The sequence below is a fragment of the Pantoea endophytica genome, assembly GCF_002858935.1.
Lineage (GTDB): Bacteria > Pseudomonadota > Gammaproteobacteria > Enterobacterales > Enterobacteriaceae > Pantoea > Pantoea leporis.
This window is the reverse complement of sequence record NZ_PJRT01000005.1, coordinates 287,830-310,384: the sequence shown is the minus strand read 5'-3', so window position 1 is coordinate 310,384 and position 22,555 is coordinate 287,830. Positions and strand designations below refer to the sequence as shown.

Annotated in this window: 18 protein-coding genes and 1 riboswitch; of the genes, 3 read left to right on the top strand and 15 right to left on the bottom strand. The window is 58.9% G+C overall.

The window, feature by feature from the left end; genetic code table 11:
* Positions 1 to 145 precede the first annotated feature (145 nt).
* Genes PZBJ_RS03880 through PZBJ_RS03855 form a run of 6 tightly spaced genes read right to left on the bottom strand, consistent with a single transcriptional unit; the run spans position 146 to position 8,034 of the window.
* Entirely contained in the window at positions 146 to 952 is an 807-nt protein-coding gene (locus tag PZBJ_RS03880) for an ABC transporter permease (protein ID WP_101761281.1), read from the bottom strand.
* The gene (locus PZBJ_RS03875; RefSeq protein WP_101761280.1) at positions 945 to 1,811 is read right to left on the bottom strand and encodes an ABC transporter permease; all 867 of its coding nucleotides are present in this window, start codon (positions 1,809 to 1,811) and stop codon (positions 945 to 947) included. Before PZBJ_RS03875 ends, PZBJ_RS03880 begins: the two co-directional genes overlap by 8 nt.
* Entirely contained in the window at positions 1,811 to 2,893 is a 1,083-nt protein-coding gene (locus PZBJ_RS03870; RefSeq protein ID WP_101761279.1) for an ABC transporter ATP-binding protein, read from the bottom strand. Before PZBJ_RS03870 ends, PZBJ_RS03875 begins: the two co-directional genes overlap by 1 nt.
* Positions 2,890 to 3,966, bottom strand: coding sequence for an ABC transporter substrate-binding protein (locus PZBJ_RS03865; protein WP_101761278.1), 1,077 nt, complete (start codon positions 3,964 to 3,966; stop codon positions 2,890 to 2,892). Before PZBJ_RS03865 ends, PZBJ_RS03870 begins: the two co-directional genes overlap by 4 nt.
* On the bottom strand, positions 3,950 to 5,980 hold the full coding sequence (locus PZBJ_RS03860) for a hydantoinase B/oxoprolinase family protein (protein WP_101761277.1): 2,031 nt from the start codon (positions 5,978 to 5,980) through the stop codon (positions 3,950 to 3,952). The genes PZBJ_RS03865 and PZBJ_RS03860 overlap by 17 nt, the downstream gene beginning before the upstream one ends.
* Complete coding sequence (locus tag PZBJ_RS03855; RefSeq protein ID WP_101761276.1) at positions 5,977 to 8,034, bottom strand: hydantoinase/oxoprolinase family protein; 2,058 nt, start codon at positions 8,032 to 8,034, stop codon at positions 5,977 to 5,979. The genes PZBJ_RS03860 and PZBJ_RS03855 overlap by 4 nt, the downstream gene beginning before the upstream one ends.
* A gap of 210 nt (positions 8,035 to 8,244) precedes the next feature.
* Here PZBJ_RS03855 and PZBJ_RS03850 point away from each other — a divergent pair, with 210 nt between their 5' ends.
* Entirely contained in the window at positions 8,245 to 9,720 is a 1,476-nt protein-coding gene (locus PZBJ_RS03850) for a Sapep family Mn(2+)-dependent dipeptidase (protein WP_101761275.1), read from the top strand.
* A 30-nt stretch (positions 9,721 to 9,750) separates the two neighbouring features.
* Here the strand turns inward: PZBJ_RS03850 and PZBJ_RS03845 are convergent, their stop codons facing one another.
* From PZBJ_RS03845 to PZBJ_RS03835, 3 genes are all read right to left on the bottom strand, one after another.
* The gene (locus PZBJ_RS03845; RefSeq protein WP_101761274.1) at positions 9,751 to 10,518 is read right to left on the bottom strand and encodes an SDR family oxidoreductase; all 768 of its coding nucleotides are present in this window, start codon (positions 10,516 to 10,518) and stop codon (positions 9,751 to 9,753) included.
* Positions 10,519 to 10,631: 113 nt separating this feature from the next.
* Positions 10,632 to 12,080: an acyl-CoA reductase gene (locus tag PZBJ_RS03840; protein ID WP_101761273.1), complete on the bottom strand. Its 1,449-nt coding sequence runs from the start codon at positions 12,078 to 12,080 to the stop codon at positions 10,632 to 10,634.
* Positions 12,077 to 13,159, bottom strand: coding sequence for a LuxE/PaaK family acyltransferase (locus tag PZBJ_RS03835; protein WP_101761272.1), 1,083 nt, complete (start codon positions 13,157 to 13,159; stop codon positions 12,077 to 12,079). Before PZBJ_RS03835 ends, PZBJ_RS03840 begins: the two co-directional genes overlap by 4 nt.
* A 101-nt stretch (positions 13,160 to 13,260) precedes the next feature.
* Positions 13,261 to 13,388, bottom strand: a riboswitch (TPP riboswitch).
* 123 nt (positions 13,389 to 13,511) lie between these two features.
* Between PZBJ_RS03835 and PZBJ_RS03830 the strand changes: the two genes are divergently transcribed.
* Complete coding sequence (locus PZBJ_RS03830; RefSeq protein WP_008110643.1) at positions 13,512 to 13,778, top strand: DksA/TraR family C4-type zinc finger protein; 267 nt, start codon at positions 13,512 to 13,514, stop codon at positions 13,776 to 13,778.
* Positions 13,779 to 14,114: 336 nt separating this feature from the next.
* Positions 14,115 to 14,945 (top strand): NYN domain-containing protein, encoded by an 831-nt coding sequence (locus PZBJ_RS03825; RefSeq protein ID WP_240632872.1) that lies wholly within the window; start codon positions 14,115 to 14,117, stop codon positions 14,943 to 14,945.
* A gap of 33 nt (positions 14,946 to 14,978) precedes the next feature.
* Here the strand turns inward: PZBJ_RS03825 and PZBJ_RS03815 are convergent, their stop codons facing one another.
* The 6 genes from PZBJ_RS03815 to PZBJ_RS03790 are packed head-to-tail and all read right to left on the bottom strand — an operon-like array spanning position 14,979 to position 22,529.
* Positions 14,979 to 16,205 (bottom strand): M20 family metallopeptidase, encoded by a 1,227-nt coding sequence (locus tag PZBJ_RS03815; RefSeq protein ID WP_101761271.1) that lies wholly within the window; start codon positions 16,203 to 16,205, stop codon positions 14,979 to 14,981.
* A 10-nt stretch (positions 16,206 to 16,215) separates the two neighbouring features.
* On the bottom strand, positions 16,216 to 17,853 hold the full coding sequence (locus PZBJ_RS03810) for a dipeptide ABC transporter ATP-binding protein (protein ID WP_101761270.1): 1,638 nt from the start codon (positions 17,851 to 17,853) through the stop codon (positions 16,216 to 16,218).
* On the bottom strand, positions 17,853 to 18,680 hold the full coding sequence (locus PZBJ_RS03805) for an ABC transporter permease (protein ID WP_101761269.1): 828 nt from the start codon (positions 18,678 to 18,680) through the stop codon (positions 17,853 to 17,855). Before PZBJ_RS03805 ends, PZBJ_RS03810 begins: the two co-directional genes overlap by 1 nt.
* The gene (locus PZBJ_RS03800; protein WP_101761268.1) at positions 18,673 to 19,620 is read right to left on the bottom strand and encodes an ABC transporter permease; all 948 of its coding nucleotides are present in this window, start codon (positions 19,618 to 19,620) and stop codon (positions 18,673 to 18,675) included. Before PZBJ_RS03800 ends, PZBJ_RS03805 begins: the two co-directional genes overlap by 8 nt.
* 9 nt (positions 19,621 to 19,629) lie before the next feature.
* The gene (locus PZBJ_RS03795) at positions 19,630 to 21,228 is read right to left on the bottom strand and encodes an ABC transporter substrate-binding protein (RefSeq protein ID WP_101761267.1); all 1,599 of its coding nucleotides are present in this window, start codon (positions 21,226 to 21,228) and stop codon (positions 19,630 to 19,632) included.
* Positions 21,229 to 21,248: 20 nt separating this feature from the next.
* Positions 21,249 to 22,529, bottom strand: a complete 1,281-nt coding sequence (locus PZBJ_RS03790) for a M20 family metallopeptidase (protein ID WP_101761266.1) — start codon at positions 22,527 to 22,529, stop codon at positions 21,249 to 21,251.
* Positions 22,530 to 22,555: the final 26 nt, after the last annotated feature.

The following is a 22,555-nucleotide window of genomic DNA, read 5'->3' as shown; positions in this document are numbered from 1 at the left end:
TATTCATAAAAAAAACCGCACTTACCAGTGCGGTTTACTCGTTTAACTAAAGAATTTTCTGAGAAAGACCCGTAAACGCAATATCCATTATTTATCACGCAACGATCCCATTATTTCCCCATCACGGCGGCGATAACCGAACAATCTAACTCAACTTCACCAGCCCAATCGTTTTCTCAATTACCATTAAAATCAGCACCGCGAAGATAATAAAGATTACCGAAATCGCATTCACCGTAGGATCGAAAGTCTGATCGACGTAATTAAATACCCGAACCGGCACGGTGATGGTGTCTGGCGCGCTGAGAAACAGGCTCACGGAGACTTCACCAAACGAGGTCACCGCCGCAAATACCGCTCCGGCCAGAATGCCGGGCTTAATGAGCGGCAGCGTGACGTGGCGAAACGTATACCAGCGCCCCGCGCCCAAACTCATCGATACCGCTTCGAGCCGCTTATCCATTGCCGCCAGGCTCACGCTAACGGTGCGCACCACATACGGCAGCGCCACCACCACATGGCTAATCACCAGCCCGGTGATCATCCCGGCGATACCCGCCGCCGTCAGCACATAAAGCAGCGCAATGCCCAGCACCACTTGCGGAATCATCAGCGGCGACAGAATAAACGCCTGTAAGGCTTCGCGATAGCGGAACTCCAGCCGCGCCAGCGACCAGGCGGCAAACGTACCCAGCACCACGGTGATTGGCGTGACGATCACCAGCAGCAAGGCGCTGATCCACAGCGACGCGATCCAGCCGTCATCCTGTAAAAGTGCACTAAACCAGCGCAGCGAAAATCCCTGCGGCGGAAACTGCGGATACGGCTCCGGGCTAAACGCCGAGAGCACAATCACCAGCACCGGCAGCGCTAAAAAGGCGTAAATCACGATGCCCGCCAGCGTCACGCCGAACTGCGTCAGCCGCTGTGCCAGGCTTTGCGTGTTATCCATGATTTTTCTTCTCCCAGCGTTTCAGGAACGCGCCCGCAATCCCGGCGACTATCAAGGTCATCACCAGCAAGGTCAACGACAGCGCCGCCGCCAGCGGCAGGTTAGCGATCTGCATCGCCTGTTGATAAATGGCAATCGGCAGCAGCGGCTGTAAGCGTCCACCAATCAGCAATGGCGTGATGTAGCTGCCCGCCGCGAGGGAAAAGACGATGATGAAACCGGTCAGCATGCCGGGCAGCGTCAAAGGCAGCACCACGCGGCGGAAGGTCATCGCGGGCGTAGCACCCAGACTCATCGCCGCCAATCGCAGCGAGGGCGCGATTTCATTCAGCGAGGTAATCAGCGGCAGCACGGCAAACGGCAGCATCACCTGCACATAAGCGATGATCACCGCATTCATGTTCCACAACAGGCTCAGCGGCTGTGGAATCAAACCGGTGAACAGCAGGAAGCCGTTGATCAAACCGTTCTGCGCCAGCAGCACAATCCACGCGAAGGTGCGGATCACCACGCTGGTGAGCAGCGGAGAAATCAGGATCACATACAGCAGCGTGCGCCAGCCGCGCCGCTGCGTCGTCACCAGCAGCCACGCCGCCGGCCACGCCAGCAGCACGGTAATCGCGGCGGTGAGCAGCGACACCCACAGCGTGGTCCAGAGCGCGTGCAGATATTGCGGATCGGCAAACACCGTCACATATTGCGCCAGGCTGTAACCGGGCAGCGGATTGAGCAGGCTATCAACGTTGGTCAGGCTTTGGTCGAACAGCAGCAGCAGCGGCACCAGCAAAAACAGCAGCAGAAAAAGTAGCGATGGCGTCAGCAGCAGCCAGGGAAACAGATTACGCGTAGCGATCTTCATCAGGCGCGCTCCTGCGCGGGCAGCACGATGACATCCGCCGCTTGCCAGTGCAGATAGCAGCGATCGCCCGGCGCGGGCAGCTGTGAAAAGTGCGCTTCTGCTGGCTGCACGCGGATCTCGCCGCCGCCCGGCAGCTGGCACACCAGCCGCAAGGTCGCACCGGCAAAACTCACTTCTTTCACACTGGCGGCGCTGCCGTTGCTGGTAAATTGCTGCGGCTCGCTGGAGAACTGCACGCGCTCGGGACGCACAATAAGCAACGATGAGGCACTTGCCGGTTGCGCGGCGCTGAGTTGCAGCGCTGATCCGGCGGCTACAAAGTGATCGCGCGCCTGGTAAAGTCCGTTGTGCGCAGAGGCATGGAACAGATTGGCCTGTCCGACAAACTCCGCGACAAAGCGATTCGCCGGTTGCCGGTAGAGCGCGGCGGGTGCGCCAATCTGCTGCAGCTCGCCCTGCCCGAGAATGCCAATGCGGTCCGACAGCGTCAGCGCCTCTTCCTGATCGTGCGTCACCAGCACCGTGGTGATGCCGACGCGCTGCTGCAACGCGCGCAGTTCGTCCTGCATCTCCTTGCGCAGGCGCGCATCGAGGTTCGACAGCGGTTCATCCAGCAGCAGCACCTGCGGTTCAATCGCCAGCGCGCGCGCAATCGCTACGCGCTGCTGCTGTCCGCCGGAAAGCTGATGCGGCATGCGCTGCGCCAGCCCTTCCAGTCGCACCTGCTTTAGCGCTTCGGTGACACGACGCTGCCGTTCGCTGCGCGATACTTTGCGCACCTTCAGCCCGAACGCGACGTTATCGCCCACGCTCAGATGCGGAAACAGCGCGTAGTTCTGGAACACCATGCCGATGTGGCGCTGATACGGCGGCAGCGCGGTGACATCCTTGCCACCAATCAACACGCGCCCGTTATTCGGCGACAAAAATCCGGCGATGATATTCAGCAGCGTGGTTTTGCCGCAGCCGCTCGGCCCGAGCAGGGAGAAAAACTCGCCCTGCTCGATGGTGATGCTGACGTCATTCAGCGCGCGGTGGTTATCAAACTGCCGCGCTACGCCGTCAATGACGACTGAACTCATTTGGCACCACCCAGCGCCTGGCTCCAGCGACGCGTCCAGTCCGCCAGCTGCGGCGTGGCGGTGCTGTAATCAATCCAGATCAGTTTGCTGTAGGCTGCTTCGCCCACTTTCACCTGCTTCTTCAGGTTGTCGCTGTACTGCACGTCTTTATTGGTCATGCCATACAGTGATTTATCCGAGAAGGCTTTCTGCACGTCGGGCGCAGACATGGCGTTAACCACTTTGTAGGCGTTGGCGAGGTTCGGCGCGCCCTTTGGAATCACCCAGTTCGCGGCACCGACAACCGGGCCATCGGACGGATAGACGAAATCAACTTTCATGCCCTGCTGCTTGAGCGCAAACACGCGGCCATCCCAGTACGGTACCACCCACGCATCGCCACGCTCCAGCAGGGTTTGAATCGCGCCCGGACTGTCCGGGAACGCCACCGCGTTGCCGCGCAGTTCCGCCAGTTTGGTGAAGGCTTTGTCCACGGCGGCAGGCTGATTAAGTTCGCCGCCCAACGCGTGCACTAAGCCCGCGAAGAACTGCAAACCGGCGGCGTAGGTCGGCGATGAAATCGCTACGTGGCCTTTGTATTCCGGATTCCACAAGTCGAGCCAGCTTTTCGGCGGGGTTTTCACCAGATCGCTGCGATAAGCGAGGCCAAGCTGGCCGAGGCTGAAGGCGGCGGCGTAGGTTTGATTGTCATACACAAAGCGCGACTGCACGCTCTGATACAGATTATTCAGGTTGGGAATATCTTTGGCATCCAGCGGCTGCAGCAAGCCCGCCGCCTGCGCGCGCTGCACGGTATCGGGCTGGAACACCACCACGTCATACGGCGAACGACGGCCTTTGGCGGCGCGAAGCTTGGCAAACCATTCGGCATCCGCGCCCGGCACTACGGTCAGCTTCAGGTGATTATCTTTGGCAAACTGCTCCAGACCGGACGCGCGGATATTTTTCTCCCAGTCACCGCCGTAAACGCCAACGATCACCGAGTCTGTGGTTTCAGCCGCGCTCGCCGCACCGCTGATCAACATGCCCACCAGCGCGGTGAGCAGGATTTTTTTGTTATTTAACTGGCGCATGGCCATCTCCTGGTATTGAGGTCATTGACGCTGAAAGTTCACTCTCCAGCGCGCGCAGCGCAGCGGCAAACGCCTGGCGCGCCGTCGCGATAGCTGGAGAAGTTGAACGAGGAAAATCTGCCGGTAACTGCGCTAACGCGGCGGCAAACACCGCAGAGCGATGGCGCTGGCGTTCGGCCGGACTGAGTGGATAAAGCAGCTGATTGAGCCGCGTCAGCAGATCGCCATCAAACAGCGTTTGCCAGTTCTCGCGCGCCGCGCCGAAAGAAGATGACGCTGCACGCGGTTGGCTGCGCAAGGCGGCGGTGGCCGCGGCATCAATGCCGTGATCGGTAAACACCACGCCATAGTGCTGCGCCGCGTCGGCGTGGCTCAGCAAATGGTTATCGACATCGTTTTGCACCGCCAGCGCATCGCGCTTGAAGGGATCGCCCCAACCGCCGCCGCCGGGCGTTTGCAGCAGCACTTCGTCACCGGCGTTGACGCTCAGCAGATCGATCTTGCCGAGTGGCTGGCCGCCCGCGACATCAGGATTAAGCGTCAGCGTGGTCGATTGCCCCGGCTGACCGCCCTGCACGCCCCACGGCTGGAACAGCATGCGCTCCATGCCGCGCGCCAGCAGCGTGCTGTCATCTTGCAGAATGCGCACGCGGATCTGCTGGCCCATGCCGCCGCGCCATTGTCCTGCGCCGGCAGAACCCGGGCGCAGCGCGTACTGGCGGATTTCGATATGGGTTTCCGCTTCCACCATCTCCACCGGATTGTTCGCCAGATTGGAGATGCTGTTGTCGCGGCCGTCGATGCCGTCATGCCTCCAACGCGCCCCGCCCCCGCCGACCAGCGGTTCGATCACCTGCACATTTTGCTCGCGGCCATTGCGCGCCACTTCGGCGATCACCAGCGGAATGATGGTGCCACCGCTGGCGGCGGGCATTACGTCCGGCAACGGCTGACCCAGCAAACCGTTCAGCAGATCATTCACGCGCACCGCCGCCGCATGGCGTACGCCAACTGCCGCCGGATAGTGCGGATTGACCAGCGATCCGGCGGGCGCAAACAGCGTCACCGGCGCGAGTAATCCGGCATTCAGCGGCACGCCTTTGTCCAGCGTGCACACCAGCGCCAAAATGCGCAGCGTCAGCCAAGCATGTGGATCGCCGTGGCTGGGAATGTTGATCGCCGCCGCCACCTGCGCATCGCTGCCGGTGAAATCGAGATGCACCTTGCCATCGTTAAAGGTGGCGGTGATGGCGAGCCGCACCGGCAAGCCGCTGCCTGCGGCGTCATCGAGGTAATCTTCAAACTGATACACGCCGTCGGGAATGCGGCGCAGCACCTGGCGCGCGCGGATCGCCGAATATGCCTGCAAATCCTGCTGCGCCTGCACCACGTCCGTAACGCCATGCTGCGCCACGATGCGATTCAGGCGATCGCGACCGGCATTGAGCGCGGCCAGCATCGCCTGAATATCGCCAGCAATCGCCTCCGGCGTGCGGCTGTTGGCGGTGAGAATGTTCATCACATCACGATTGAGTTCACCCGCACGCACCAGCTTGACCGGCGGAATTTGCAGCCCTTCCTGATAAATATCGCTGTTGGTCGGCGAGATGCTGCTCGGCACGCGCCCGCCAACGTCGGAGGCGTGTAAAAAAGCCCAGCCCCACGCCACCAGTTCGCCATCGACGAACCACGGCGCCAGCACCTGCAAATCTGGCAGATGCGTCGCCAGCCCGCGCGAGCGCCAGGGATCGTTAGTCAGAATCACATCGCCGGGCGCAACCTCGCCGACCGCCTGAATCGCGGTTAGCGCGTTCAGCCCGACAAAACCGGAAACGCCAATACCTTTCGGATAGGCAAAGAAGCGGCCTTGCAGATCAGCCACCGCGCAGCAAAAATCGGCGGTTTCCTTGACGTACAGCGTGCGTCCGGTGCGCTGCAGGATGTGGCACATCTCTTCGGTGAGCGCGGTGAGTTTTTGGTTGAGGATTTCGAGAGTGATGGCATCCAGTTTCATGCTGCGTCTCCCGTTACGCGCGCGATCAGCAGATTGCCGCTGCTATCGGTGCACGCCGACCAGCCAGGCAAGATCAGCGTGGTGGTATCCTCTTGTTCGATCACCGCCGGGCCGAGAATGAGGCTCTGCTTACCGATGTTCACACGTTGCCAGATGCGCGCATTCACCCAGCCGCCGCGCAGATAAAGTGGGCGCGAAACTGGCTCATCAATCTTAACGTCTGCGTTAAAAGGTTTATCGGTTGGGCGCGGCAAAACGGCATTCAGCGACAGGCGCAGCGTGGTGAGTTCAATGGCCGCGTCAGGCGTGTTAAAGCCATAACGCTGCTGATGCAGCTGCTGAAAACGTTCAAGCAGTTGCTGATGCGTGATGCTTGCCGGGCTGCCGAGAGTGACGCTGAGTTCGTAGGCCTGTCCGGCATAGCGCATATCCGCTTCCACCCGATAATGGGCGCGCTCGCTGAGGCGGCTGGCCTGTTCGGCAAACCACTTTTGCGCCAGCTGATGCAGCTCCGCAACGGTGGCGGCGATTTTGCCGTAGCTCTCCGCTGTAACGTTGATGCGCAGGCTGCGCACAAAGTCGCGGCGGATATCAGCGCTGATCGCGCCCTCGGCGCAGAACGTGCCGGGACGCAGCGGCACCAGAATGCGGTTGATGCCCGCCTCTTCGGCAAAGAAGTTGGCGTGGGTCGGGCCCGCGCCGCCAAAGGGAATCAGCGTCAAGCCATCGGCGGTCAATCCGCGCTGCGCCAGCGCTTTGTTCAGTTCGGTCGCCATCTGCGCGGTGGCTACTGCGATAGCGCCGCTTGCCACCTGTTCGGCCGCCAAACCTAACGTTTCGCCCAATTCGCTGAGTGCGCGAAGTGCGGCGGCGTGATCCAGCGTGATGGTGCCCGCCAACGCCGCGTCGGCGGATAAGATGCCGCTCACCAGATAGCAGTCGGTGAGCGTGGGTTGCGTGCCGCCGCGCTGATAGGCAACCGGACCCGGATCCGCCCCCGCACTTTCTGGGCCAACCTTGAGAATGCCGAAATCATCGACATGCACGATGGAGCCGCCGCCGGCACCAATCGCCGATACGCCCACCACCGGCAAAATCAGCGGCAGGCCGCCAATCTCGGTGCGGTTAACGCGTTCGATTTCGCCCTGCTCCGACAGCGAGATATCGCTGCTGGTGCCGCCCATATCGAAGGAGACAAAACCTGTACCGGACGCCAGATGCGCCGCAGCAATCACGCCGGATGCCGGTCCGGAGAGTAGCGTGTCCACCGGGCGCTGATGTGCGGCGTCCAGCGGCAGCACGCCGCCGTTGGACGCGGTGATCAATAAGGGAACGTCAATCGCCTGCTGCGCCAGTAAATCGCTCAGGCGGTTAAAGTAGCGCTGCATCAGCGGCTGAATATAGGCGTTCAGCCCGGCCACCAATGTGCGTTCATACTCACGAATCTCCGGCCACAGCTGCGCCGAAGAGAGCACCGGCACCGTGCCTAACTTTGCAGCCAGCGCGCTTGCCAGTTCCGCTTCACGCGTGGGATTGGCATAACCATTGATGGTCACCAGTGCCACCGCGCTCACCTTGAGTTGCAGAACCTCGGATACCACCGTCGCCAGTTCGGCCTCAGTTGGCCACTGCGTCACTTCACCGGCGGGACTAAAACGCGCCGGGATCTCCAGCACGCGCTGACGCGGTAAAAAAGGCGGCTCGCGGTCGGCATGAAAATCAAAGGAGGACGGCATACGCGCACGCGCGATCTCCAGCACATCGCGGAAACCGGCGCTGATCACTAGCGCGATATCCGCGCCGCGCCGCTGGATAATGGCGTTGAGGCCCAGCGTGGTGCCGTGCAACACCAGCGATAGCGCGCTGGCGGGCAAACCGCTTTTCAGCAGCACGGCGCGCAGCCCGTCACTTACCGCCAGAGCGGGATCGGCGGGCGTGCTGGGCTGTTTATGGAAAAAGCGTTGCTGGCGTTGCGGATCAAATAAAACAAAATCGGTAAAGGTTCCTCCGACATCCACGCCGACTGTCGCTCCGGCTGCGGGGCTGTTATCCACCTTAATTCTCCTGCATTACTGGTGACTTAGCGTCGTAGGGCGTTAATCTCCGTTGCTTTGCCATGCAATACGAGCAACAAAAATAGCTAAGCTTTGCAGGAATGCGCATGAAGTGGCGCTTAGCTGCGTGGTAGCAATGGTTCGCGCAAATGCGTCTAAGCCGACGCGGTGGAATGTTTTATGTTGTGCATAAATTGAAGGAGAAGCCTTATGTCCGCGTCGTTATCACCTCAGGAAAGCGCGCTGTTGCCACAGATCCAGCAATGGATTGCGGAGCACCGCGCCGCATTAACCAATGATTTGGCCGAATGGATTGCTATTCCCAGCATCAGCCGCGCCGACCGCGCAGCGCCCGGCGCGCCTTTTGGCCCCGAGTGCGCGCAAATCTTGCAGCAGGTGTTAGATCAGGCCGAGCAGGCCGGTTTCAAAACCGAGCAGCATCAGGGCTACGCCGGTTCGGTGATTTATGGCGAGCACGCGCGCGACATCGGGCTGATCAACCACCTGGATGTGGTGCCAGCGGGCGACAACTGGACCTTTCCGCCCTTTGCGCTAACGCAGCACGGCGATTTTGTGATTGGTCGCGGCGTGGCGGATAACAAAGGGCCCGGTGTGCTCAATTTCTATCTGTTAAAGCTGATGCGCGATCTGAATATTCCGCTGCATCACAATCTGCGCATCGTTTATGGTCTGGCGGAAGAGACCAACATGGCCGATATGGCGTGGTTTGCGGAGAACGGTCCGGTGCCTGATTATTCGATTGTCACCGATGGCATGTTCCCGGTGAACAATGCGCAGAAAGGACAACTCAGTTTTACCCTGAATGTCGCCGAATCGGGCGTGCTGGCGGATATTGTTGCCGGATCGGCCAGCAATAGCGTGCCGGATTTCGCCAGCGTGCGAATTGCACAGGCCGATCAGCATGCGGTTAGTGAAAAGCTGGCGCTGCTGCAGGGCATTGCCGCGACCTATGTGTCGATCAAGCCGGAAAACGATGGCGCTTTCACCCTGAAAGCGCGCGGCAACGGCGGGCATGCCGCCTTCCCCGACGGCACGCTGAATGCCACGCAGGTGCTGCTCACCGCACTGATTGAGCTGGAGCTATTGGGCGATCACGAACGTCAGCTGGCGGAAACGCTGGTACAGCTGTTTGCGTCGCCGTATGGCGAGAGCGCCGGATTGGGGCTGGAAGATGCGGAGTCCGGCAAACTGACGCTGAACGCGGGCGTGTGGTACAGCCATCGCGCCGACACGCTGAGCATTGACTGCGATATCCGTTATCCGGTTTCGTGGCGCGGCGAGCAGATCGTCGAGATGCTGCAACAGCAGTTAGCCGCTACTACCATTACGCTCGATCCCGGCTGGCGCGACGTGGCGCCGTTCTTCCTGCCGACCTCACATCCGGTGATTTCGCTGCTGCAGCAAGTGTGGAATGACACCACCGGCAATGACGATCGCCCTTACGCGATGGGCGGCGTGACCCATTCGAAGAAGCTGCCAAACGCCATCACCTTTGGGCCCGGCTATCGGAAAACCGCAGCAAACACGCCCGATTTTTTACCCGAAGGCCATGGATTGCCGCACGGTGCCGACGAGACAATCCATCTGCCATCGCTGCTGGAGGCGTTGCCGAAATATGTGATCGCGTTGATCAGGTTGGATAGTTATTTGCTTGCGCAGGGCTAAACCGATCGCCATAAATGGCGACCGTACGGTTCAATTCATCACTAATCCGCCATCGACGTACAACGTTTGTCCGGTGACAAATTCGCTCCAGTCGGAGGCGAGAAACAGCACCGGGCCGGTAACATCTTCCGGTCGCGCGATGCGCCGCAGCGGGGTTTGCGCCGTGAGAGAATCGCGCACCGCTTCGCGCGTTGCCTGGCTGGCATCGGTGGGATACACCAGGCCGGGCGCCACGCAGTTCACGCGAATCCCCAGCGGGCCCAGCTCCGTCGCCAGCGTGCGGCTAAAGCCGGTTAGCGCCGCTTTCGCGGTGATGTAATCGTGGTAAGGCACCGAAGGACGCGCCACCAGATCGCTGGTGAGATTAACGATACTGCCGCGCACGCGCGCGCGCATTAACGGCAGCGCCGCCTGACAAACGTTATAGGCGGCTTTTACCGCGCCATCGAACTGCGACTGATAGCCCGACCACGACGTTTCCCAGAAACGTGAACGATTTTCAGTGTCGAAAACGTAAGGTGCGAAAGCGTTGTTGATCACCGCATTGAGGCGACCTGTGGCGTTGACGATCTGCTCCATCATGGCGTTGACCTGCTGCTCACAGGTGACGTCGGCAACAATCGCCAGCGCGTCGCCGCCCAATGCGCGGCACTCCTCAACCACGCCCGCAGCGGCAGCTTCATTGCGCAGATAGTTCACCACCACAAACGCGCCCTCAGCGGCGAAGGCTTTAGCGATCGCCGCACCAATGCCGCGACTTGCGCCGGTCACCAGAACTGTTTGATTAGAGAATTTCATTATGGCTCCATGTTGATATGGTCACGCAAAATCTGCAGCGGCGCGATTTATCGCGCACAGCGGATTGATGCGCAATAAATTAGCCGCTACGGTATGTGCGATCTGTTATCGCGTCACTCCGCATACGGTGCGTAACGCTCGGTGGTCGCTTCTGCGCCCTGCTCGATCTCCGTGATGGTCACCAGATCGAGCAAACTAAAACGTCCATCGTGATGCCAGCCCGCTTCCGGCGAGGTCATATTGCCGAACGCCGCGATGCGCGTAACGCCCACTTGCCCGAGCAGAGCCGAAATGCCGAACAACGCCTGCGGCGCGGCCGCCACGCCTGCGGTTTGCAGAAAATGCCGCTGCGGCGCCACCAAATCGACCACTTCCTCCAGCGCATCCACGCACACCACTTTCAACGTACGGCCCAATGCCGCCGGCGATAAAGGCTCCGCATGATCAACGCTCACCACTGCCCAATCGTCTGCCGCCTCGCCGTAAAGCCTACGATCGCCGCCCAGCGCGCGAATCTCCTCGCCATTACGCCACGCGGCAATGCTGTTGATCTCTTCGCTCGCCAGCGGACGGCGCGGATGTTTGTGCGCCAGCGCGGCGAGTTCATGGGCGATGTAGCTGGCGAACTCATCCGGCGACACCTTGCCGCCGCGCTCGACAAACAGCATTTGCGGCGAGTAACAACCGGCCTGGTCGTAACGCATCACGTCATACGCCACGCAACGCGCCAGCTCCGCGCCTTGCCGTACATTCAGCGCCGAACGCGCCACCATTCCGAAGCTGATTTTGTGGCCGTGCGGCAGAAAGCGCGTGGTAACCGGCAAACGCTGTTGGATCGCCGCCAGCGTTGAATTTCCGCCATAAGCCACCAGCGCATCGGGCTGACGCAGCCACGTTAGTTCGGTTTGCGCATCGCCGCCTTTCCACCACACCACCGCGATACATTCGCCCAGTTTTGGATCGATCTCCGCCAGCAACTGCGCGAACCAGCTTGCCATCAGCGGCTCATTGCCTGGCAGTTTACCGATGGTGCCCGCCTTAACCAGCAGACCACAGATCAAACTCCACAGCGGCAAGCCCGGCACGTTGCCCGCCCAGATATGCATTAACAATTGCGGGCCAAATGCGCGCGCAAAGCCGCCTTTGGGGCGCGGCTGAAAATCGTCGAGCATCTGCGCATCGGCGAAATCCTCCGCTAGAAAGCGCTTTAACTGCGGTTGACGAAAGGTTTTCAGATAGCCGGTAAGGCCAGGCCGCACCATCTCGGCATCGTAACCGGTGACGATGGGCAGCAGCTTTTCGGCCTTGATGCGCACTGGATGATGACGATCGAGCAGTCGCGCCACCGCTTCATCAATGATGCCCATGATCTGCGCCACGCTCAGCTGCTGGAGATAAGCGCGGGCGTTGGTGCGGATGCGCGCTGCGAGCGCCTTTATCTGCGCGTCATCAAGTTGCGGAACGCAAACCTCGAGGCTTTCGCCACGATGATTGAAACTCAGCGTGTGCCAATGCACTTCGTCAGCGGAGAGGCCCGGCAGATGTCCGGCAATTTCTTTCACGACTGTGCCTGCGCGCTGGCGAGAAACGCTTCCATGGTCAGCGAACAGCCTTTGGCATCAGCGCCGGTCGCGCGTCCCAGCAGATGGAATCCACCGGGCACCATCACGCCTGCATCTTCCGTTAACAAAGCGGACACCGAGTTGAAATGCGCCAGATCGTGATGCGCCAGCACGCCAACTTCGCCGTCCGGCACATCATCACCGGTAAGCGGATTGACCACGCGCGTGCGGATCCAGTGCGGCCCGGATTTCACCGGCGGGCAGCACTCGTTGCCCGCGTCGTAAAACTGCGTGCTGATTTCCGTCATGCCGTACATGTTGATGCAGTGGGAACGCGGAATGCCGAAGGCATGAGAGAGCGAAGCGTAGAATTCTTCCGCGCCCATCTCGCGCGACTGGCCTTTGAAACCGCCGGTATCGAGAATGCGACTGCCTGCCGGCAGCGCGAAGCGGCGTTTTTGGCGCTGCATGTCATCCAGCAAAGGCACAAAGCTGTAGCTGGCGCCCAGGAGCGCGTAAGGTTCGCCATCCGCTTCAGCCTGTTCCAGCGCAGTGAACAGACGACTGGTTTCGAGGCCATGCTCGCCCACCATCACTTCGCTGTCCGGCGTGCCACACTCCTTCATCGCCAATTTAAGATAGGTCGCCAGCGAGGAGTTCGGCATCGCCACGGTATCCGGGAACAAAATGCCCATGCGGATGCGATCGCGGCCCGCCATAAAGCGACGGCGGAAGTTGAGCAGCATCGATTTTTTCCACACTTCCAGCGTCGAATGGTAACTGCGCCCTTTTACCGTGCCGGTGGTGCCGCTGGTCATGAAGATCTCGGTAATTTGCTCGGTGGGACGGCAGCTGAGCGTCAGATCTTTGAAGGCATTAATCGGGATGGCGGGAATGTTGCGCCAGTTTTTCACCGTCAGCGGCGTGCGTCCGCGCTGGGTGGCGAAGCGGCGATAAGGGAAATTGTGTGCGAACTGATAAGCGAAGATTTCGAGGGCCAGTTGGTTGAAATCGTCGTCTGAGCTATCTTCGCGCTGCAGAAATGTCAGCAGAGCCTGGATGATGTGTATTTCGTTCATGTGCGTCGCCACCTTTGCGATTGCGCAGAGACTCTCAGGCAACGCCTGAAGAGCGCGAACTGTCCGCTACAAAGCACAAAGAGGGAATCAGGGCGCGATATCGCCCTGCGGTTCCGCATCCCTACGCCGGTATTAGCCGGATCAGGTTCGGAGGGTCACTACGTTGCTCGCGCATACACGCCAGCCGGTAGAATCTCAGCCCCTTAACAGAGCACCCCTTGGAACAAGCCGCAGTCTAGGATGGCGCGCGATGATGTGTCAACCATGTTAAATACGCGTGAAAATTTGAGCTGCCCGGCACAAATCACGTCATGTCTTATACTCAGAGCATCAGTATTTGCGGAGGTGAAGTATGGCTGGCGGTTGGTCAGAAGACGGTGCGGTGCACAAACAAATTGATGCCACGGTGGATGATGCGGTGGCCCGCGCTCGTGAAAATCTCGGGCACGGTGAAAGTGCTGAATTTTGCGACGAGTGCGGCGAACCGATCCCGGAAGCGCGTCGCGCAGCATTGGCTGGCGTGCGTTACTGCGTGAATTGCCAGAGCAAGATCGATAAAAAACAGGCGGCGATCAGCGGTTATAACCGCCGTGGAAGTAAGGATAGTCAGTTGCGGTAGTTATTTACATTAGCAATTCAGGTTAATGGATATTCCAGAATTTCATTTGCACTCATCACTTTTTATTAGAATTACCATTAACCTGAAGCAAGACCATTCGTATATCTCCCGATTTTTCAAAGTTAAATACTGCAGCACTAATGCTGGAGCCGAAAATAGCGCCTAAATTTACAATCTTTATGGCTTGGATTTCACCTTGAGCAACTTGAGTTTAGCCAGTAATGCTGATAAGTTAGCCACACAACTCAACCCTGTACGCAGCGATTCAGTTCGCTGGCCGTTAGGGTGAAAAAACCGGCTCAGGCCGGTTTTTTCGTATCTTAAGGAAGGATAAGAGTGCGTACTGCAGTTTTTATTGACGGATACAATGTATTTTATGGACTGCTGGCAGGTACGCCTTATAAATGGCTCAACTTGTCATTGCTGCTTTCGCATATATGTCGGGTACAGGATCCGGCTGCAATAATTGAAACAGTAAACTATTACACCTCCTCGGTTATTCCCCATCTCGCCACACGCGGCATCGAATCCCGACACGCTCAGGATACTTATATTCGCGCGCTGAAGACGACCGGAATTAATATCTTCACCGGACGTCATCGACTTGAGCACGCTCGGGCTCCGCGTTTCATTAGTAAAAAACTACCCGCATCACGTCTCGATAAGGTAGATATCTGGGAGCTGGAAGAGAAAGAAACCGACGTGAATATTGCCATCAGCATGTATCGTTTGTTTGCTAAACAGCAGACGTTGCCAATAGAAGAGAGGATCGCGCAACTGGTGTTAGTATCGGCTGACACCGACATGACGCCAGCACTCAAGGCTATTCGCGAAGATTTTCCCGACATTCGTATCGGGATCATTTTACCGCACCGCCAGGGCAACGTACGTGGTGTTCCGGGTTCACTGCAAAATCATAGTCACTGGATACGCAGAACGATCACCAATGAAGAGCTTGATGCATGCCAGTTTCCTGTTCGGGTTGCGACGCGTAAAAACCTGCGGTTAAACCCGAATATTGGTAAGCATCAAACCACGCCATTTGATGCGCCTCGCGGTAAATGGCATAGCTCGCGATGCTCTCCGTGGTGGCCTATTTCATATCGAAACGTAATGCGGGAACGGTTAGTGATAAATCATTCAGTTCAACGTCCTGCGTCAGGCTAAATCCTATCAGCTCTCAAAGCGCTTAAACCTGCATTACGCGACCTCAACCGGCTGGCAAATCTCCAGAATGGCCAGCAGATAGATGCGCACCATATCGAGGAATTCACTGATTTCAACGCGCTCATCCGGCATGGTGTTGTATTTGCCGCCTGGCCCACAGACGATCCCTTCCATGCCCGCATGCTGATAGAGATGTGCCGCATCGGTGCCGAAGAACGCCGGAGGCGTGATCACGCCGGTGGGCTGTTCGGTGCCGCGCACGGTTTTCCAGCCGCGATTCACCGCTTTGACGATGGCGGATTCCGGTGACACTTCGAACGGCAACATGGTGGGTTTATCACGGATGCCATCATCATAAAGCTCGGCTTTCAGTCCCGGATAGCGCTGGCACAACGTGTTCAGCAGCGCCTGCAGATCGGCGAGCACACCTTCCACCGTTTGTCCTGGCGCGAAACGTGCCGAGCCTTTTAAGCGCACAAAGTCAGCCACCTGCGGCGGTCGCCACTCTTCCAGATCGCGGCCTAACGCGCCATGCACGGTACCGATATGACCACGGTTAATCTTGCGATGCTCAGCGGTTTTCGCGCCGCTAAAGGTCATGCCGTTAATCTGCGGGATCAGCTCGACGGCGGCGCTGATCGCATCCACCGCTTCTTCCCGTTTTGACAGATGGCGCGTATCGCCGGTGAGCTCAATAGTAAACATCAGCGAACCGGCGTGCATGGTCAGAGCTTGCAGATCGGTGGGTTCGGCATTGATGAAGTAGTCGGCGCGCACACCTTGCTCAATCGCCGCCAGCGTACCAATGCCGCCCTGCAACTCACCCACCACATAGGTCAAAATCACATCGCCTTTCAGCTTTACACCGGCATCAATCAGTGTTTTCAACGCGCAAAAATAGGCGGCATCGCCCGCTTTCATGTTCGAAACGCCGATACCGTAGATAAACTGTTCGTCGATTTTTCCTTCCCAGGGATCGACAGTCCAGCCTTCGGTGACCGGATTGGTATCCAGATGCCCGTTGAACAGCAGGCTATTGCCGCCGCCGCTGCCTGCCAATCGTCCGATGGCATTCAGCCTGTCGCCGGGCACATTCTGCAGTTCGGTTTCCAGGCCCAGCTGCGCCATCTGCGCGGCCATATATTTCGCCAATTCACGCTCGCCATCGGTGGCGCTGTAGCTTTTGTGCTGCACCATTTTTGCCAGGAATGAGAGGCAAAAATCGCGATCGATATGATGAATCAACTGTTCAGGCTTCATGTTTCTCTCGTCATGCAACGGACTTGGATAAGTCGGGAATATGCACCGCATCAAGCAGTGCACGGGTATAAGGATGTTGCGCCAGCGCCGTCATGTTGTCGCCGGGCAGCACTTCCACCACGTCACCGCGATACATTACGGCGACACGATGGGCGATTTGGCGAATCAGGTTGAGATCGTGGGTAATAAACAGATACGCGGTGCCGTAGCGGCGGCGCAGTTCCAGCAGCAGTTCGATAATGGTGGCCTGCACCGAGACGTCGAGCGCGGCGGTGATCTCGTCACAAATCACCAAATCCGGCGGATTGGCAAACGCACGGGCGATTGCGACGCGCTGCTTCTGCCCGCCCGACAGTGCATGCGGATAACGCTGCGCAAACTCCGCCGGCAAACGCACTTCCTGCAGCAGTCGCGCTACCGCCTGCGCTTCGGTTTCACCTGCGGGTACACCATACAATCGCAGTGGCCGTGCGATGATTTCGCCAATAGTCATGCGCGGATTCAGCGAGGCATCTGGATGCTGGAAAATCATCTGCACGCGGCGGCGATACTCTTTATCCATTTGCGCCCGGCCATGTAGCGCGTAGCCACAAAAGTCGAGCTCGCCGCTGAACGGCACCAGGCCGGTAATGGCTTTACCGAGCGAGGATTTGCCGGAACCCGATTCACCGACCACGCCGAGAATTTCTCCCTGATGAACGGTGAGCGCAACCGCATTGGCGGCGCGCGTGGTATTGCCTTCACGCTTCAGCAGACGATCAAGAAGACCGTGTTTGCCGTAATCGATGGTCAGCTGTTTCAGGCCGAGTAACGGTTGGTTGCCGGGCGCGTCCTGCACCAGCCGGTGCTGCGGATTGGGTACCGCCTCAATCAGCTTGCGCGTATAGGCGTTTTGCGGCGCGCTAAACAGGCTGCGCGTGTCGGCCTGTTCGACAATGCGTCCCTGTTCCAGCACACAGACGCGATTGGCCACTTTGGCCACCAACGCCAGATCGTGCGAGATGTAGAGCGACGCAACGCCGGTCTCCTCGCGCAAACGCTCGTACAGATCGAGGATTTGCGCCGAACTGATCACATCCAGCGCGGTGGTTGGCTCATCAAAAATCATGCAGTCCGGCTGGCAGGCAAACGCGGTGGCGATCAGGATGCGCTGCTTCTCGCCACCCGACACCTGATGCGGATAGCGGCGCATCATGCGCGCCGGATTTTTAAGTTCAACGTCACGCAGCAGCGATTCGCCCATCTCCTGCGCTTCACGCGCCGATAAACCGCGATGGCGGCGTAACACTTCGGTGACCTGCTCACCCAATGTCAGCGTGGGATTGAGCGAGGCGCTGGGATCCTGAAAAATCATGCCGAGTTTGGCACCGCGCAGCGCTGTCAGTTTGGCCGCGGATAAAGTCAGCAGGCTCTCGCCGTTGAGACGAATATCGCCCTGCAGCTCGCGCGCATTGCCCGCCAGCCAGCGCATGATCGCCCAGCCGAGCGTGGTTTTGCCGGAACCCGATTCGCCCACCAGCCCCAACACTTCGCCGGGCATCACCTGCAGGTTGATGTCACGCAGTACCGGTAGCGCATGTCCTTTGGCTAACGCGTAATCGAGACTGTAATTTTCCACCGACAGCACCGGTGTAAGCTTGTCACTCATCAGTGGCTCCTTGGGTTGAGCACATCACGCAGCCCGTCACCCAGTAAATTAAACCCAATGGCGACCAATGCGATGGCGAGGCCCGGAATCATCATCATCCACGGCGCATTAAAGAAGTAAGCGCGCGCTTCAGAGACCATCAATCCCCATTCTGGCTCTGGCGGCTGCGCGCCCAAACCCAGAAAACTCAGGGTGGCAAACAGCATGATGGCGAAGGCAACGCGAATGGTGGCTTCCACGATGATCGGCGCCAGAATATTCGGCAGCATTTCTCGCAGAATGATGTAGTGCCCGGCTTCGCCGCGCGCGATGGCGGCGTTGATGTAATCCTGCTGGCGGGCGGCCAATGCCACGCTGCGCGAGATGCGCACCATGCCCGGCACAAAGGCGATAGTGATCGCCAGCACCGCGTTCATGCTGCTCTGCCCAAGCGTGCTGACAATCAGCAACGCAAACAGCAGGCTGGGAATCGCCATCACCGCATCCATGGTGCGCATCATGAACTCATCAAATTTGCCGCCCAGATAGGCGCTGGCGGTACCGAGCACCGAACCGATTACCATCGCCAGCGCGGTCGCCAGTAGCGACAGTAGAATGGTTGAGCGTGCGCCCACCAGCACGCGGCTGAAGATATCGCGGCCCATCTGATCGGTACCAAACCAGTGTTCCGCGCTGGGCGGCTTATAGCGCGTCAGGATGGAAATTGATTCAGGATCAAAAGGCGCGACGTGGGCACCGCCCACCACCATCAGCAGCGCCAGCAAGATAATCAGCACGCCAGCGGCACCCTGCGGTGAACGCAGCAAACGTTTCAACATATCAGGCATAGGAGATCCGCTTATCGAGAGTGACATAGGCCAAATCAGCCAGGAAGTTCACCACTGAATAGGTCGCGGCGAGAATCATCACGCCAGCCTGAATGGTGGGCAGATCGCGCGCCTGCACGGCGACAATCAGTTCGCGGCCAATGCCGGGAATGGCGAAGATCTCCTCCACCACCACAATGCCGCCCAGCAGATAACCAACATCCAGCGCCACAATAGTGATGGTCGGCAACAAGCCGTTACGCAGCGCATGTCGCCAGAGAATGCGGCGACGCGATAAGCCTTTCAGCCACGCGGCGCGGATGTAATCGGTATGCAACACATCAACCATTTCTGAGCGCACCATGCGCGAGACGTGCGCCACCAGAATCAGCGCCACGGTCACCGAAGGTAGAATCAGGTGCTGGATCCCGCTGACGACGTTCTCACTGAGCGGCACATAGCCGGTGGCGGGCAAAATCTGCCAGACATCAGCAAACAGCAGCAGCACCAGCGTGGCGGTGACGAACTCCGGGAAGGAGATGCCGGTATAGGAGATGACACTCACCAGCACATCGGCGGTTTTGCCACGGCGCACCGCCGCCCAGATGCCGAGGGGAATCGCGATGATCAGCATCAGAATTAAGGCGCACACCGCCAGCAGCAGCGAGCGTGATAATGCCGTCAGCAGCGTCGGCGCCACTTCAAGGCCATTGCGCATCGATACGCCAAAGTTGCCCTGCAGCGCCTGCGTCAGCCAATGCCAATATTGCAGCCACGCTGGGGCATCCAGCCCCAGACGTTCACGCACCGCCGCTAGCGCTTCCGGCGTGGCGTTTTGTCCCAGCAAGGTGACAGCCGCATCGGCCGGTAACAGTTGCGTGATGCCAAAAACCAGCAGCGACACCACTAACAAGGTGTAAACCATCAGCAGAAGGCGTTTGAGCAGATAACTTGCTGTCACGTTCGCTCCTTATGCTGCGCGCTTCGGCGCTTTGTCGGTTAACCAGATATGGTCAAGACGGAATACCGCACCGCGCGGATGCAGATGATATCCGCCGACATAATCGCGGCTGGCGGCGAGCAGATCGAAGAAGGTCGGGATCACCGATGGCACTTCGTCATGCATCAGCTGCTGCGCTTTGCCATACAGCGTTGTGCGCTGTGCTTCATCACGGGTTTCACGCGCCGCACTTACCGCTTTATCAAACTCCGCGTTGTTCCAGCGCGTTTCATTCCACGATGCGGTTGAGGTGTAGAGCAGCGAGAACACCGCGTCTGGCGTCGGCTGCATGTTGTAGAAGCCAACGTAGAAGTTGCCCTTCTTCCACACCTGATCGAGATAGGTGCTGTGCGCCATGGTCTGCACGTTGATGCGGAAACCGCCCTGTTTCGCCATCTCGCGCAGGGCAATGCCCAGCTGCGTGCGGGTGGCCGGTTTGTCGGAGGCGATAAGTGTTAAATCGATCCCGTTGGGGTAACCGGCCTCCGCCAGCAGCGCTTTGGCTTTGCTGTAATCCACCGCTTTTTTCGCCAGGTTGGCGAAGAACGGATACGCGCCGTTAATCGGCGTGTCGTTGCCCGGTGAACCCAGGCCATCCGCCACGAAATCCACCGACGCCTGACGATCAACGCACAGTGCCAGCGCCTGACGTACCCGAACATCGTTAAATGGTTTTTGGTCGCAGCCCATGTTCACATTGAGGAACTGGCCGGAGGCCACGCGCAGCGGCAGCACGCCGGAAGATTTGGACAGGCGCGCGAACTCGCTCGACTGCGCGCTGAGCATCAGATCGGTGTCACCGGAGATCAGCGCGGAGCTCTCCGCGATGCCATCGGGATAGACCACCACTTCCACGCCATCCAGATAGGGACGCGCCGGATCGTAGTAATGCGGATTGCGCTTCACCACAATTTTGCGTTCTGGATCGTAGGAGACCAGCTGGAAAGGACCGGCGCCGAATGAGGCTTTGCTAAGCTTGTCATACTGGCCTTGCGCGATGCTGGCGGGGATGATTTTCGCATCCGGATAAGCCAGCATCACCGGCAAATCGGCGTAAGGCGCATCGGTTTCAATCAAAACCGTGTTGGTATCTGGCGCGCTGACGGCGTTAATCGGCCCAATGTTATGCAACGCTGGCGAGGCATTTTTCGGATCGAGCAGCGCCTGCAGGCTGGCGACCACATCGGCGGAAGTCAGCGCGGAACCGTCGCTGAACTTTAGGTTCGGGCGCAGGGTAAACGTCCACTGTTTAAGATCGGCGCTGGCCTGCCAGAATTGCGCCAAATCGGCTTCGGCTTTCATCTCCTGCGTCAGACGCGTTAAGCCGCTGTACAGCAGTTCCGCTACCAGATATTCCGGGTTGACGCGCACCTGATGTGGATTTAACACGCCGACGGCTTGATCAACGCTGATGCGCAGCACACCGCCTTTACGCGCCGTGCCGCCCGGCGTGGCGCTCGCCACCTGCGCGGCATGGGCCGAGAACGACCAGGGCAGCATCGCTGCGCCCGTCAGAGCGGTAGAACTGGCGATAAACTGTCTGCGGTTTAACCCTTTCATTGCGCACATCTTCTCTTCCTCGTGATTAGTTAATTACCCTGGGTTGGCTGAAAATCATCGGCGAGATACGCCAGAATGGACTGCGAAAGTGCGATCACATCTGCCAGCGTGGTGTACTCATCGGCGGCATGAATGCGGTTGTCAGGACGGGCGAGGCCGCCGAGTAAAATCTCCTGAATCCCGGCTTGCTGGACCCAGCCCATATCGGAACTGGTGGACGATCCCCAGGGTTTGAACTCGCTGGGTTGGAAGCCAAAACCCTGACTCAGCGCCGCCTGCCAGCGTGGCCAGTGCGGACCGTCTGGATTAGCGACCGGCGCCAGATGGCCAATCATTTGCAGCGTGACGTCGAGCGCGGGGCTGTCGCGCATCGCACTTTCCACACAGTGCGTCAGCTCCTGCCACACCGCGTCAAAGCGCTCTTCCGGCGCGTAGCGGCGGTTAATCAGCAGCTCAAACCGTTCCGGAATGGTTGATCCTTTGCTGCCGCCCTGCGCAGCGGCCAGCGTTAACAGTGACGTCAACGGTTTGCCGTGATAGTGCGGCGGAGAAGGCATCGCCGAGGTGCGTTGTTCCACCTCGAGCTTCAGCTGATAAAGCGCGTTCATCATTGGCAGCGCCACTTCAATAGCATTAATGCCGTTAACCGGATCGCCGGAGTGCGCCGAACGTCCGGTGATAATCACTTTGAGATCGATGCTGCCAAAGCAACCGGCCCAGATGCGCGGCACCGCGCCGCCGTTGAAACTGAGCAGGTGACCGGAGAAAAGCTGTTGTTCCGCCAGATAACGAATGCCGGGATACAAGCCGCCCTCTTCATCGCTACACAGCAGAAATACCGGATTAAAACGCAGCGGGATGGCCGCCGCCTGTGCCGCGCGCACTGCCGCCATCGCGGCAACAATGGTGCCTTTCATGTCTGCCGCGCCGCGCCCAAACAGCTTGCCTTCCGCTGCGGTCAGCGTGAGCGCTGGAAAACGCCAGCCATCGCCGGCGGGCACGGTATCGGTGTGGAAATAGAGATTGCAGTTTTCAGCGGCACCGGCATCAAGCGATGCCAGCAAATTGACGCGTTCACCGTACGCGCTGCCGTCCGGTGCCTGCCATAAATGTTCCGGCACGGAGACGCGCGCAAAGTGAAAATCCAGCGGTGCTAACAAGTGCGTCATCACGTCAGCAAATGCGCCATAACCGTTGCCCGGCGGGAAGCAGGTATCCACCTCCAGCATCTGTTTAAGGTCATCCGTCATTTGCGCGCCGTCATGAGCAATCATCGCTAATGCGTTGTTAAAGCGTGGATTTTGCATCATAGGATTATCGTCTGTTGTATTTCTAT